10 protein-coding genes are annotated in these 12,901 nt (G+C 75.5%); 5 read left to right on the top strand and 5 right to left on the bottom strand.

Going from position 1 to position 12,901, the window contains the following annotated elements; all coding sequences use genetic code 11:
* Nucleotides 1-384: 384 nt before the first annotated feature.
* Nucleotides 385-618, top strand: coding sequence for a hypothetical protein (locus CRM73_RS15245; protein WP_172604889.1), 234 nt, complete (start codon nucleotides 385-387; stop codon nucleotides 616-618).
* Nucleotides 619-897: 279 nt separating this feature from the next.
* A complete protein-coding gene (locus CRM73_RS15240) occupies nucleotides 898-2,133 on the top strand; it encodes a VCBS repeat-containing protein (protein WP_229588331.1) in 1,236 nt (411 codons plus the stop codon).
* A gap of 43 nt (nucleotides 2,134-2,176) precedes the next feature.
* Here CRM73_RS15240 and CRM73_RS15235 read toward each other — a convergent pair whose 3' ends face one another.
* The 5 genes from CRM73_RS15235 to CRM73_RS15215 all read right to left on the bottom strand — a co-directional run bounded on the left by CRM73_RS15235 (nucleotide 2,177) and on the right by CRM73_RS15215 (nucleotide 9,718).
* On the bottom strand, nucleotides 2,177-3,193 hold the full coding sequence (locus CRM73_RS15235) for a DNA topoisomerase IB (RefSeq protein ID WP_255662945.1): 1,017 nt from the start codon (nucleotides 3,191-3,193) through the stop codon (nucleotides 2,177-2,179).
* A gap of 93 nt (nucleotides 3,194-3,286) precedes the next feature.
* A complete protein-coding gene (locus CRM73_RS15230; RefSeq protein WP_017834703.1) occupies nucleotides 3,287-4,399 on the bottom strand; it encodes a hypothetical protein in 1,113 nt (370 codons plus the stop codon).
* Between the two features lie 95 nt (nucleotides 4,400-4,494).
* Nucleotides 4,495-6,894 carry a GNAT family N-acetyltransferase gene (locus CRM73_RS15225; protein ID WP_229588315.1) on the bottom strand — a complete coding sequence of 800 codons (2,400 nt, stop codon included), beginning with the start codon at nucleotides 6,892-6,894 and terminating at the stop codon, nucleotides 4,495-4,497.
* Entirely contained in the window at nucleotides 6,891-8,249 is a 1,359-nt protein-coding gene (locus CRM73_RS15220; protein WP_229588313.1) for a SidA/IucD/PvdA family monooxygenase, read from the bottom strand. Before CRM73_RS15220 ends, CRM73_RS15225 begins: the two co-directional genes overlap by 4 nt.
* Complete coding sequence (locus tag CRM73_RS15215; protein ID WP_035923386.1) at nucleotides 8,249-9,718, bottom strand: pyridoxal-dependent decarboxylase; 1,470 nt, start codon at nucleotides 9,716-9,718, stop codon at nucleotides 8,249-8,251. Before CRM73_RS15215 ends, CRM73_RS15220 begins: the two co-directional genes overlap by 1 nt.
* 213 nt (nucleotides 9,719-9,931) lie before the next feature.
* On the opposite strand from CRM73_RS15215, the gene CRM73_RS15210 reads away from it, so the two are divergent.
* The 3 genes from CRM73_RS15210 to CRM73_RS15200 all read left to right on the top strand — a co-directional run.
* Nucleotides 9,932-11,038 (top strand): iron-siderophore ABC transporter substrate-binding protein, encoded by a 1,107-nt coding sequence (locus CRM73_RS15210; RefSeq protein WP_370658548.1) that lies wholly within the window; start codon nucleotides 9,932-9,934, stop codon nucleotides 11,036-11,038.
* A gap of 13 nt (nucleotides 11,039-11,051) precedes the next feature.
* Nucleotides 11,052-12,143 (top strand): iron ABC transporter permease, encoded by a 1,092-nt coding sequence (locus CRM73_RS15205; protein WP_017834698.1) that lies wholly within the window; start codon nucleotides 11,052-11,054, stop codon nucleotides 12,141-12,143.
* Nucleotides 12,140-12,901 (top strand): iron chelate uptake ABC transporter family permease subunit (locus CRM73_RS15200; RefSeq protein ID WP_229588309.1); only part of this gene is annotated, 762 nt, incomplete at its 3' end. The genes CRM73_RS15205 and CRM73_RS15200, both read left to right, overlap by 4 nt.

Below are 12,901 nucleotides of genomic sequence, written 5' to 3'. Positions count from 1 at the left end.
GCCGCGCGGCAACCGCCCGGTCACGGCTGGACCCCGAGCGGCACGGCGGCGGCCGCGCGGGCGCCCGGCCCCCGAACGGGGACGGGGACGGGAACGGACGGCGACAAGGTCCGGGACCGGGTCATGCCTCCCAGGCTAGACCGCCGGACCGGTGCCGGCCCCGCGGCGGACGCCGGAGCCCGCCGACGCCCTGAATCCTCGGTCGCACTCGGACACGGGACCCGGCGGTGGAGGAGGATGTCCCCATGCGCGTGCACCGGCGCCCGGGGCCCGCGTGCCGGTCAGGCGTTGACTGCCGGCGGCGCCCGCACCAGCATGAGTGCCACGGGCCGCCCGCGGAGCGGCCGCCGGGACCCCGAGTCCCCGAGCACCGGGAGGACGACCATGACGCGCATCGGCACCAGGAGGAGCACCCGGTGGAAGGACCTCACGCCGGGGCAGCGGACCGCGCTGCTGACGCTGGCGTCCGTGCAGGTCTCGCTGGCGGCCACCGCCTGGACGGACCTCGCCCTGCGGCCCGCGGCGGAGGTCAACGGCGGCAAGGGGAAGTGGGCCGCGATCATCGCCGTCAACTTCGTGGGCCCGGTCCTGTACTTCCGGCGCGGCATCCGCCGCTGAGCGGCCCCGGGACGGGGACCCGGGCCTCCGGCCACGGATCCGGGATAACGATTCAGCATGGCACGGAGAACACTTAGCGATCGCATACGCGCGGATCTAGACTGGTCCCACCAGCAGTTCCGTCCGTTCGGCAGAGGGCGGTCACCGGTGGACCCACGGTCCCGGGACCCCGGCCGAGCGCACGGCCGATCGCCGGGCGGTGGGGGCCGACCGGCGCCCCACCCTCCGTCCGGCGATCCGGACCGAGTTCTCCGCTCCTCGGAACCTGGAGGTTCCACCATGAAACGCTCACCGACGGCCCGGCTGCTCACCGGGCTCTCCGCGGCGGCGCTGGCCACCACCGGCATCGCTCTCGCCGGACCGGCCCACGCCGTGTCCACCCAGGGATTCCTCTCCTACGTCGACGGCTGGCGGGTCGGCCAGCACGTGCGCGAGCTCGCCGACGTCAACGGGGACGGCCGCGCCGACGTCGTCGCCTTCGGCGACCCCGGCGTCTTCGTCGCCCAGGGCCAGGCCGACGGCACGTTCGCCGCGCCGGTGCTGAGGGTCCGCGACTTCGGCACCGCGCAGGGCTGGCGCACCGACCGGCACCCGCGCACGGTCGCCGACGTCGACGGCGACGGCCGGGACGACCTCGTCGGCTTCGGCAACGCCGGCGTGATCGTCTCCTACGCGCAGCCCGACGGCAGCTTCACCGCGCCGCAGCTCAAGGTCCGCGACTTCGGCTGGAACCAGGGCTGGCGGGTCGACCAGCACGTCCGCGAGCTGGCCGACCTCTCCGGGAACGGGACGGCGGACATCGTCGGCTTCGGGTACTCCGGCGTGACCGTCTCCCACGGCCGTGCGGACCGCACCTTCGACGGCACCGGCAAGCGGATCGACAGCTACGGCTGGGACCGCGGGTGGCGGATCGACAAGAACCCCCGGATGCTCGCCGACATGGACGGCAACGGGACGGCGGACATCGTGGGATTCGGCGACGCCGGAACGTACGTCTCCTACTTCTCGGCGCTCGGGGACACGTTCACCCAGCCCGCCCTGGAGATCCGCGACTTCGGGTACGCCCAGGGGTGGCGCGTCGACCAGCACCCCCGGGTCGTCGGCAACGTCAGCGGTCACCTTCCCCCGGACGTGGTCGGCTTCGGCCACCGCGGGGCCCTCGCCGCCTACTCCCGGCCCTCCGCCCCGGGCGAGCCCAGGTACCAGCCGGTCTCGCTCGAGCTCGCCGACTTCGGCGCCGCGCAGGGCTGGCGCACCGACCGGCACCCCCGGGACCTCGCGGACATCAACGGCGACGGGATCCTGGACGTGGTCGGCTTCGGCAATGCGGGGGTGCTCGTGGCCTACGGGGACGACGACTTCCTGACCGGGCCCGAGCTGACGTCCAGCTCCTTCGGCTGGGCGGCCGGCTGGGACCCGGCGCGGTATCCGCGCCTGCTCGGGGACGTCGACGGCGACGGCCGCGACGACGTCGTCGGCTTCGGGTACTCGGCCACCTACGTGGGCCTGTCCTGAACGCAGGACCGGGGGCGGCCGGCCGGCCGCCCCCGGTCCGCGCTCAGGTGAGGAATCCGCGCAGGGATCGCTCCGCGGCCCGGTAGGTGGCGGCGTCGATGGTCTCGCCGTCCAGGAACCGGTCGATCACGCGCGGGTCCGTGTAGGAGCTGCGGGCGATGGCGGGGGTGTTGCCCAGGTGCTCGGCGACCTCCCGCATGGCGGCGGACACGGCCTTCTTCCGGGCGCTCTCGCTGGGGCGGGTGCCGGCGCGGGCGGCGAGCGCCATCGCGGCGGTCACCGTCCCCTGCCAGGTGCGGAAGTCCTTGGCGGTGAAGTCGGGGCCGCACCGGTCCCGCACGAAGTCGTTGAGCCGGGCGCTGGTGATGCCGGTCCACTGCCCGTCCTCGTCGCGGAACGCGAGCGCGGTCTCGTCCGGGCCGCGCTCCAGCAGGGGCGCGAGCGCGGCGGCGAGGTCGGCGTCCCGGAGGTCCAGCGTCCACCGGTGCCCGCTCTTGCCGGGGAAGTCGAGGTGCACGTCCCGGCCGTCCACCCGGACGTGCCGGACCAGCAGGGTGGTGACGCCGTAGGAGCCGTTCGACTGGGCGTACTCCTCGTTGCCGATGCGCAGGGCGGCCTCGTCCATGAGCCGGAAGGCCGCCGCGCAGGCCTTCTCCTCCGTGGCGTCCTCCGTCCGCAGCAGCCGGGTGACGGCCGGGCGGGCCTGCGGGAGCGTGTCGCCGAAGTCGAGGACGCGGTCGAACTTCTCGCGGTCCTTCAGCTCCCGCCACCGGGGGTGGTAGATGTACTGGCGCCGTCCGGCGCCGTCGACGCCCGTGGCCTGGATGTGCCCGTTGGCCCGGGGGCTGATCCACACGTCCTTCCAGGCCGGGGGGATCGCCAGCCCGCGGATCCGGTCGAGCTCGTCCCCGTCCTGGACCTTCGTGCCGTCGGCGTGCCGGTAGGCGAACCCCTTGCCGTACCCGCGGCGGGTGATCCCAGGACGGCTGCAGTTGCTGCGCCGCAGGCGCGGCGTGCGGGGCGTGCGGGGTTTCGCGGGGCTCTGCTGCGCGGCGGCCATGGTGTCCTCCCGGGTCGGCTCCGGGAGCACCCCGGGAACACCAAGTCTACTGACTGTCGGCGTCCGGGCGGACGAGGCCGGCGGCGGGCCCGGTCAGGGCTCCGAGCGGGTATACGCCGCGGCGCGCACGGCGTCGTCATCCTCGAGCCCGGCGCCGAGGGCCCCGCCCACGGTGGCGAGCGTGGCGGTCAGCCACGCGAGCTTGACGTACTCCACCGCCCCGGCCGGGGCACCGATCACCGCCGCGAAGACTCCGCCGTCCACGAGCAGCAGCGCCCCGAGCCAGGACAGGGCGAAGACCGCGAGGTAGAAGACGGAGACGCCGATGGCCACGGTGGCGGCGGTGGCGAGGTTGAACAGGGCCACCTGCTCGCGCTCGGCCCGCCGGCGCGGGCGCTCCCACAGCCGGGCGCCGACGACGAGGGCGCCGGTCACCGCGGCGATCGACAGCAGGCCCAGCAGCCCGAGCCGCCAGGGCCCGTAGGCGGCGGCGAGCAGCCACAGGTCCGAGGCGACCAGGGTGAGCACGCCGGTCGCCGCGGCCAGGGCGAGCGTGCGGGACAGCCGCACGACCAGGGTCCACGGCCGGTTGGCGCGGATCATCCCGAGCAGCAGGCGCACGTTGCCGCCGAGGACGCGGGCCGTGAACTGCACGGCGTTGTCCTCGGGCCGGTCCTCCAGGTCCTCCGACCGCTGCCGCGCCCGCCGCACGAGCTCCTCCTGCGCGTCGGCGTCGTCCGCGTCCTCCGTGTCGTGACCGAGCAGGTGGCCGACCACCCGCACGGTTGTCTGCCGCACCTTCTGCCCCACGTGCAGGGCGCCGAGGGCCGGGACGGCGACCAGGCCCACGCCGTGCACGGGGCTCAGCTGCGTGAGCACCGGGCTGCGGCCGTCCTTGAGCGGGACGTCCGTGAGGACCACGACGAGGTCCCAGTCCTCGTCCAGCATCCGGTCGCGAGCGGCCTCGAGCAGGTCCAGGCCGTCGGCGGGCGGGACGACCAGCCGGTCGGTCACCGCCGCCACCCGCCAGCGCACCCCGGGATAGCGCGCGTGCAGCGGCCCCGGCAGGGAGGCCGCGAGATCCCGGGGCAGGGCGCCCGCGATCTGCGGGGAGAGGACGAGGCCGACCAGCAGCTCGGGCACGGAGTCGTGGGCGGGCTCGTGGCCGGGGGCAGGGTCGGCGGTGGCGGAACGGTCGTCGGGCACCGCTCAATCCTGGGGCAGGTCCCGGGGAAACGCCACTCGGGGCCCGGGCGGGCGGGGCCCCGCCCGCCCGGACCCCGAGTGGGGCCGCGTCGTGCTCAGTGCACGGGCACCCGCCCGGCCACCGGGTTCTCCAGGGTCCCGGCGTACTGCAGGGACGCCGCCTGGTCGGTCAGGTCGACCATCTGCAGGGTGTTGAGCAGCTGCAGCCGGTTGAGGCAGGAGTGCTCGAACCGGGGCGCGAAGAGCGGCACGCGGTCCGCGCCGGCCGGGTCGGCGTCGGCGACGTCCTGGAGGCACCGTGCCGCGAGGTCCCAGAACTCGTCCGCGGCCAGCAGCCCGTCGGCCTCGAGCAGACCCGCGAGGTGCCGCAGCACGCCGTCGAACACGTCCGTGTGCACGGACAGCGCCGCCGTGGCGGGCGGCACCACGTGGCGGATCCGTTCGAGGCCCTCCGGGAGGGGCCGGTCCGTGACGACGGCGACCTCCTCGCCGATGTCCTTCATGACCGCCCGCCGCGGGACGTGCCCGGCCAGGACGAGGACGACGTTCTCGCCGTGCGGCATGAACACGAGGTCGTGGGCGAGCAGGCACCGGGCCACCGGGGCGAGGTACACGGCGAGCAGCCGCCGCACCCACTCCGCGGCGTCCAGCCCGGACGCGCGCACGTGCACGGAGACCAGTGGCGTGCCGCCGGCGTCGACGTGCAGCAGGGACGCGAGGGTCGCGAGCCGCTCCCCGTCCGCGAGGCGGGGCACGGGGCTCTCCCGCCACAGCGCCGCGAGCATCTTCGTGTGCGGGCCCTCCTCCCCGTGGCCGGAGGCGGCGGCGCGGTGGTACGCGTCCCCGGTGTAGCCGACCGCGGCCACCTCCCGCAGGACCGAGAACCCGGCCTCCGCGAGCACCGGGTCGGCCGCGACGACGTCGGCGACCCAGTCGTTGATCGCGGGGGTGTCGCGCATGTACCGGGGGGAGAGCCCCCGGAGGAAGCCCATGTTCTGCACGGCCAGGGCGGTCTTCACGTAGTGCCGGTCGGGACGGGAGACGTTGAAGAACGTGCGGATCGACTGCTGCGCCCGGTGCTCGTCCCCGGTGGTGCCCAGCAGCACGAGGTCCCGGCGGGCGAGGTCGGGGGCGAACGTCACCGCGATCCGGTGCTCCCACTGGTGGGGGTGCACCGGCAGGGGACGGTAGTCCTGCGGGTCCAGGCCCAGACCGGTCAGCCGGGCCCGGAAGCGGGACCGCACGGCCGGGTCCAGCTCGCCGGCCCACAGCTGCTCCTCGGTGCGGCCGCGCCCGGTGTCGAGGCGGCTGAGCTCCCGGCGGACGGCGAGCCACACGAGGCGCACCGGACGGGCGGCCTCGGGGGCGAAGCGGTCGTGCTCGGTGACGCCCATCCCGATCCGGCCGTTGTTGGCCACGAAGCCCGGGTGCCCCTCGGTCATCGCCGCCTCGACGTCCTGGAAGCCCGCCTCCGCGAGCGCGGCCGAGGGCCGGGTCCGGTGCACCAGCTTGTACGCGGCCGAGGCGAGGGTCCCGGCGATCTCCTCGAGGTAGGTCGCCAGCAGGTGCGGGGGGATGCCGAGCGCGGGGGCCAGCTCCGTGACCAGCGCCTGGGCGTCCGGCTCGGCGTCCGCGCCGTCCACGGAACGGCGCAGCGAGCCCTCGTCCAGCACCCAGTGCTCCAGGGCGGTGCGCCGGGCGCGGAACCGGTAGCGGACCCGGTCCCCGCCGGTGCGGACCTCGTAGAGCCCCTCCCCCACGGGCTCGGGGGCGATCAGCCGTTCGTGGGCGAACTCGGCCAGGGCCTTGCAGCACAGGTGGCGGTGGGCGATCCGCATCGGGTGCAGGCCGAGGTGGGCGGGCCCGTCGTCGGCCTCCTCCCCGGGGACCACGGCCGGGACCACGGCCGGGACCACGGCGGCCGCGGGGCCCAGCTCGGAGGCCGCGAACCCCTCGGGGGTGCACGTGCTGAGCAGGGCGGTCTTGCCCGGCAGCTCGAGCGGGCCGTGGACCTCGAAGCCGGCGCGGGCGTTGAGCCGGTGGACGGCGGTGTTGCGGACGTCGGGCTCGACGACGACGCGCCGGGCCCCGCGCGCCTCGAAGAGCCAGCGCAGCGTGGCGGCCATGAGGGCGGCGCTCGTGCCCGGCACGGGGGTCCGTGCGGGGGCGAGGAGCAGGTGCATCCCCACGTCGCCGGGCCGGTGCGCGTAGTGGCCGGGGAGGAGCACCGCGCCGGGGTCGTAGGTCTCGACGAGCCCGAGCGGGACCCCGTCGAGGCGGGCCAGCCACGCGTCGCAGTGCGGGTCCTCGGCGACGGCTGCGAAGGTGCGCCGGACGCGCTCGGGGTCGGCGTCGAGCAGGTCCCAGAACCGGGACCGGGGGTGGGTGAGCCAGGCGTGCAGGAGCTCGACGGTGGTCGCGTCCGGGACGAGCGGCTCGAGGGTCAGGACGCCGCCGGGGGTGGCGAGACGGGCGGGCGCGGGGCGGGCGGTCATGCGGTCTCCTGGGGGATGTCGCGGGGGATGTCGCGGGGGACGTCACGGGGGACGTCCTGGGCGGCGCCCCGGGGGACGCCGAAGGTCTGGAAGGCGATGGCGGGCTCGACCGGGTAGACCTCCCGGCCCGTGACGGCCCGGAGGATGACGCTGTTGCGGTAGGCGCCCATGCCGAGGTCGGGGGAGGTCAGGCCGTGGGTGTGCACCTCGGCGTTCTGCACCCAGATCCGGGAGCGCTCGTGGTCGACCGCGTAGTCGCGGGAGACGTCGTAGCGGCCGGCGGGGTCCCACGCGATGTCGTCGAGGACCGGGGCGAGGAAGCCGGGGACCTCGGCGCGGTATCCGGTGGCCAGCACCAGGGCGCCGGTGGGGTGCCGCCAGCCGCGCTCGAGCTCGTCGTCGTGCAGGGCGAGGACCAGGTCGCGGCCGTCCTGCTCGACCCCCGTGAGAGTGGTGCTCGTGGTCAGCAGGCCGGCGGGGTGCCCGTGCACCGAGCGGCGGTAGAGCAGCTCGTGGATGTCGTTCACCAGCTCCGCGCTGATCCCCTTGTAGAGGCTGGCGTGCTCGCGGTTGAGCCGGTCCCGCCGGTCCGCGCCGAGGCCGTGGAAGTGGTCCACGTACTCGGGGGAGGTCAGCTCGAGGGTGAGCTTCGTGTACTCCATGGGGAAGAACCGCGGGGAGCGGGTGATCCAGTCCACCCGCGGGCCGTCGGCGCCGGAGCGCTCGAGCAGGTCGCGGTAGACCTCGGCGGCGGACTGACCGCTGCCGAGCACGGTGACGCTCCCCCGTCCGAGCAGCTCCTCGCGCCGGGGCAGGTAGTCGCTGGTGTGCAGGACGGTGCCGGCGGCGGGGCCCACGCCCGCGGGCACCGCGGGCACCGTGCCGACGCCCAGGACCAGCCGGCGGGCCCGCCGCTGCTCCGTCCCGGCGGCCGTCCGGGCCGTGACCACGTAGGCGTCGTCGGCGGGGTCGCGCTCGACGCCGACGACCTCCCGGCCCCAGCGCAGGCTGCCGAGCTGCTCGCTCGCCCAGCGGCAGTAGGCGCTGTACTCGGCGCGCAGCGGGTTGAAGTCCTCCCGGATGTAGAACGGGTACAGCCGTCCGGTCCGCTTGAGGTAGTGGAGGAAGGAGTAGGGGGAGGTGGGGTCGGCCAGGGTGACGAGGTCGGCGAGGAACGGGACCTGGATCGTGGCGTCCTCGAGCATCAGCCCGGGGTGCCAGTCGAAGGCGTCCTTCGCGTCGAGGAACACCGCGTCGAGGTCCTCCAGCGGTGCGGCGAGGCAGGCCAGGCCCAGGTTGAAGGGCCCGATCCCGATGCCCAGCAGGTCGTGGACGTGCCCGGTCGCGGGGGCCATCAGCGGGCCCCCGCCGCGGCCTCGAGCGGGCGGGGCGCGGCACCGCGGGCGGCGGCCCGGACGAGGTCCAGCACGCCCCGGACGTCCTCGGTGGTCGTCGCCGGGTTGAGGAGCGTGAGCTTCAGGCACCGGCGGCCGTCGAGGACGGTCGAGGCGACCGCGGCGCGGCCGGAGTCGAACAGCGCGCTCCGCACGGTCTCCACGAGCCGGTCCGCGGCGTCGTCGTCGGTGTCCGGGGACCGGTGCCGGAACAGGACGGTCGAGAGCACGGGCTCGGCCACCAGCTCCAGGTCGGGGGTCTCGTCCACGATCCGGCCCGCCTCCTGGGCGAGCTCCAGCACCCGGTCGAGGGCGCGGCCGATCCCCTCGGCGCCGACGGTGCGCAGGGTCATCCACAGCTTCAGGGCGTCGAAGCGGCGGGTGGTCTGCAGGGACTTGTCCACGAGGTTGGGCCGCACCGCGTGCCGGGGGTTCAGGTACTCGGCGCTCCACGTGGAGAAGCGCAGGCTCCGCCCCTCCCGCAGCAGCAGGGCGGAGGCGGCGACCGGCTGGAACCAGGACTTGTGGAAGTCCACGGTGACGGAGTCCGCCCGTTCGATCCCGTCCAGCCGGTGGCGGTGGGCGGGCGAGACGAGCAGGCCGCCGCCGTAGGCGGCGTCGACGTGCAGCCAGACGCCGTGGGCGGAGCACGCCCGGGCGACGTCGGCCAGGGGGTCGATCGCCCCGAGGTCCGTGGTGCCGGCCGTGGCCACGACCGCGGCGACCTCCGCGCCGGACGCGGCGACCTCGTGCAGGACGCGCTCGAGGGCGACCGGGTCCAGGGCTCCGCCCCGGGCGGCGGGCACGGGCACGACCGCGTCCGCGGACAGGCCCAGCAGGTGCGCCGCCTTCGCGATGCTGAAGTGGGCGTGCTCCCCCGCCACGATCCGCAGCCGCCCGAGCCGCTCCCCGCGGGACGCCGGGTGCGCCCGGGACAGGCGCTCCTCCCGGGCCGTGAACAGCGCCTGGAGGTTGGACTGGGTGCCGCCGGTGGTGAACACGCCGTCCGGCTCGCCCGCGGCGGGGAAGCCGATCCGCGCGGCGGTCCAGTCCACGATCCGCTGCTCGACCAGGGTGGCGGTGGTGCTCTGGTCCCAGGTCTCGACCGCCGTGTTCACCGCGGCGGTGAGCGCCTCGGCGGCCACCGCCGGGATGGCCACGGGACAGTTGAGGTGGGCCATGTAGCCCGGGGCGTGGAAGTGCACGGCGTGGTCGAGGTAGAGCCGCCGGGTCTCCTCGACCACGGCGCCGAGGTCCCCGAGGGGCCGCTCGAGGTCCACCGCGGCGACCAGCTCCTCGAGCTCCTCGGGCGTGGCGGCGGAGCGGGGGCTCCGGGCGCCGGCGAGGTGGACGGCGAGCACGTCGACGGTCTCGTGCAGGGCGCGGGCGTACTGCGCCGGGGTGTCGTGGGTCAGCAGGAAGTCGTGCATGGGCTCCTCGCAGGGGGTGGACGGGGCCGCTCGGGCCCCTCGTGGAGTTAGGCAAGGCATACCTAACCACATCGGCGGAGCGATTACATCATGCTCGTGTTGCGTATTCGCCGGATCACGCCCTAGGGTGATCCCTGTCTTCCGGGTTAGGCAACCCTTGCCTCACCTCGCGTCCCACCGACGGTTCCGCCGTCGACGTCCGAAAGGGTGGCCGTGGCCTCTCTGCTCCCCCGCGCTCCGCGCCCGCTGTTCCCCGCCCCGTCCGCCGCGCGCCGCCGCGTCCTCGCCCCGTCCGCCCTGCTGGCCGCGGGGGCCCTGGTCCTGACCGGGTGCTCCACCGGACCGGCGGGCGGGGAGTCCGGGAGCGGGTCCGCCTCTGCGGAGGGCGCCACCGGCGAGTTCCCGCGCACCGTGGAGCACGCCTTCGGCGAGACCACGATCGAGGAGGCCCCCGAGCGCGTGGCCACGGTGTCCTGGGTCAACCACGACGTCGCCACCGCCCTCGGCGTGGTCCCGGTCGGGGTGCCCGCCCTGGACTTCGGCGCCAACGAGAACGGCTCCACGGACTGGTTCGACGCCGCGCTCGAGGAGTCCGGCGCCGAGGCCCCGGAGACCTACGCCGAGACGGACGGCATCAACTTCGAGGCGATCGCCGCGCTCCAGCCGGACGTCATCCTGGGCGCCTACTCCGGGCTGACGCAGGAGGACTACGACAAGCTCTCCGAGATCGCGCCCGTGGTCGGCTTCCCCGAGGACGCCGTGGCCTACGGGACGTCCTGGCAGGACTCCACCGAGCTCATCGGCCAGGCCCTGGGCCGGGAGGAGCGGGCCGCCGAGGTCGTGGCGGACGTCGAGCAGCAGATCGAGGACGCCGCCGCCGAGCACCCGGAGCTCGAGGGCACGTCCTTCGTGTACGGCACGCTCGACCCGTCCGCGGCCGACCAGATCTTCGCCTACACCGCGGTGGACAACCGCCCCAAGTTCCTCGAGTCCCTCGGCATGGTCCAGTCCGAGGCGGTCGCGGAGGCCGCCGAGGGCAAGGAGGACGAGTTCTTCATCACCTGGTCCCCGGAGCGCGCCGACGAGCTGACCTCCGACGTCTTCGTCAGCTGGGCCGAGGACGACAGCGTGCGGGAGACCATCGAGAACGACCCCCTGCTCAGCCGCGTCCCCGCGGTCGAGAACGACGCCCTGGTGCTCCAGAGCGACCAGCAGGAGGTGCTCTCGGTCTCGGCCGCCTCCCCGCTGAGCATCCCGTGGGCGCTCGAGAACGTGCTGCCGGACATCGCCGAGGCCGCCGCGTCCGCCGGCGGCCGGTGAGACCGCGGTCCCGGTGAGCAGCTCGAGCACGGTCTCCCCCGCCCGGGCCACCCGGCAGGTCCCCGGCACCGCGCAGCGGCGCCGGGGTCTCGCCCTGTCCGCGGCCGTGCTGCTGCTGGCCCTCGCCGCCGCGGCCTCCCTGTTCTGGGGGGCCCGCTCGGTGGACCCGGCCACCGTGGTCGCCGTGCTCACCGGCCTGCCCGCCGCGCTCCTGGAGGGCGGCTGGGCGCAGGTCTCCGCCGGCCTGGGCATCGACGCCGCCGTGGTGCAGAGCAGGATCCCCCGCACCCTGACCGCGGTGCTCGCGGGGGCGGCCCTGGCCGTGGCCGGCGCCGGCATGCAGGGGGTCAGCCGCAACCCGCTGGGCGACCCCGGGCTCCTGGGGCTGACCGCCGGCGCCGCGTGCGCGGTGGTTCTCGGCATCGGCTGGCTCGGCCTCGTGGCCACGTGGCAGCTCACCGCCCTGGCCCTCGCCGGCTCGGCCGTGGCCGCGGTGCTCGTCTTCGGCTCCTCCCGGCTCGGCGGCGGCGCCCCGACCCCCGCGGGCCTGGTCCTCTCCGGCGCGGCCGTGAACGCCGGCTTCACCGCGCTGACCTCCTCCGTGGTGCTGATGCTGCCCGCGGTCCTGGACCGCTTCCGGTTCTGGAGCATCGGCTCGGTCGCCCGCGCCGAGACCACCGATCTCGCCGCCGTGGCGCCGCTCGTGCTGCTCGGCGTGCTCCTCGTGCTCGGCGGCTCCTCGGGGCTCAACGCCATGGCCCTGGGCGACGAGCTCGCCCACGGACTGGGCGTGGACCTGGGCGTGCAGCGCGTCCTCGTCTTCGTGGGCGTGGTCCTGCTCTCCGGCTCGGCCACGGCGCTCGCGGGCCCCATCGCCTTCGTGGGCCTGCTCGTGCCCCACGCCGTGCGCCGTCTCCTCGGCGGCGACTACCGCTGGATCGTCCTGTTCAGCGTGGTTCTGGGCCCCGTGCTGCTCCTCTCGGCCGACGTCCTGGGCCGGGTGCTGACCCCGCCCCAGGAGATCCACGTGGGCGTCACCACCGTGGTGCTGGGCGTGCCCGTGCTGCTGGCGCTGCTGCGCCGGGGCCGGAGCGTGACGCTGTGACCGGCACCGTGCTCGCCCCCGCGCCCGCCGCCCCCGCGGATCCCGGCGCCGCCGAGCTCGTCCGGGGCGTCCGCCGCGACCGGACCCGCCGCACCCGCCGGGCGGTCGCCCTGCTGGCCCTGGCGCTGCTCGCGGCCCTGGCCGTGCGCGTGCTGCTCGGGCGCTACACCGTGACGGTCCCCGACTTCTTCGCGATCCTCGCCGGGGAGCAGATCCCCGGGGCGAGCTTCATCGTGCTGCAGGAGAAGCTGCCGCGCGCCGTGCTGGGCGCGCTCGCCGGGACCGCCCTCGGCTGCTCCGGCGCCCTGTTCCGCCGGGTGCTCCGCAACCCCCTGGCCAGCCCCGACATCCTGGGCATCACCTACGGCGCCGCGGCGGGAGCCGTGGCCGGCACCGCGCTGTGGGGTCTGCGGGGCACGGCCGTGTCCTGGACCGCCCTGGCCGGGGCGCTGCTCGCCGCGGCCCTCATCGCCACCGCCTCGGTGCGGCTGCGCACCGGGGGGATCGTGGGCGAGCGCTTCCTGCTCGCCGGCATCGGCGTGGCCGCGCTCGCCCAGGCCCTCACCGCGGCCCTGCTGGCACGGCTGTCCCTGAACTCCGCCCAGGACGCCGCCCTCTGGACCGCGGGCTCCCTCAACGCCGCCACGTGGGACCGGATCACGGTCCTCGGGGCGTGCCTGCTGCTGGCCGTGCCCGCGGCCGTGGCCGTGCACCGCGCGCTCGAGCCCGCCGAGCTCGGCCCGGAGCTGGCGGCCGGG

This window comes from Kocuria sp. CCUG 69068, assembly GCF_020833785.1.
GTDB lineage: Bacteria > Actinomycetota > Actinomycetes > Actinomycetales > Micrococcaceae > Kocuria > Kocuria rosea.
The sequence above is the reverse complement of the archived record's forward strand: the minus strand, read 5'-3'. Positions and strand labels throughout refer to the sequence as shown.

Bases quoted from the DNA above. Each gene is read 5' to 3' on its own strand.
- CRM73_RS15215 (WP_035923386.1), bottom strand. From the start codon at position 9,718: ATGCACGACTTCCTGCTGACCCACGACACCCCGGCGCAGTACGCCCGC.
- CRM73_RS15235 (WP_255662945.1), bottom strand. From the start codon at position 3,193: ATGGCCGCCGCGCAGCAGAGCCCCGCGAAACCCCGCACGCCCCGCACG.
- CRM73_RS15225 (WP_229588315.1), bottom strand. From the start codon at position 6,894: ATGACCGCCCGCCCCGCGCCCGCCCGTCTCGCCACCCCCGGCGGCGTC.
- CRM73_RS15220 (WP_229588313.1), bottom strand. From the start codon at position 8,249: ATGGCCCCCGCGACCGGGCACGTCCACGACCTGCTGGGCATCGGGATC.
- CRM73_RS15245 (WP_172604889.1), top strand. From the start codon at position 385: ATGACGCGCATCGGCACCAGGAGGAGCACCCGGTGGAAGGACCTCACG.
- CRM73_RS15240 (WP_229588331.1), top strand. From the start codon at position 898: ATGAAACGCTCACCGACGGCCCGGCTGCTCACCGGGCTCTCCGCGGCG.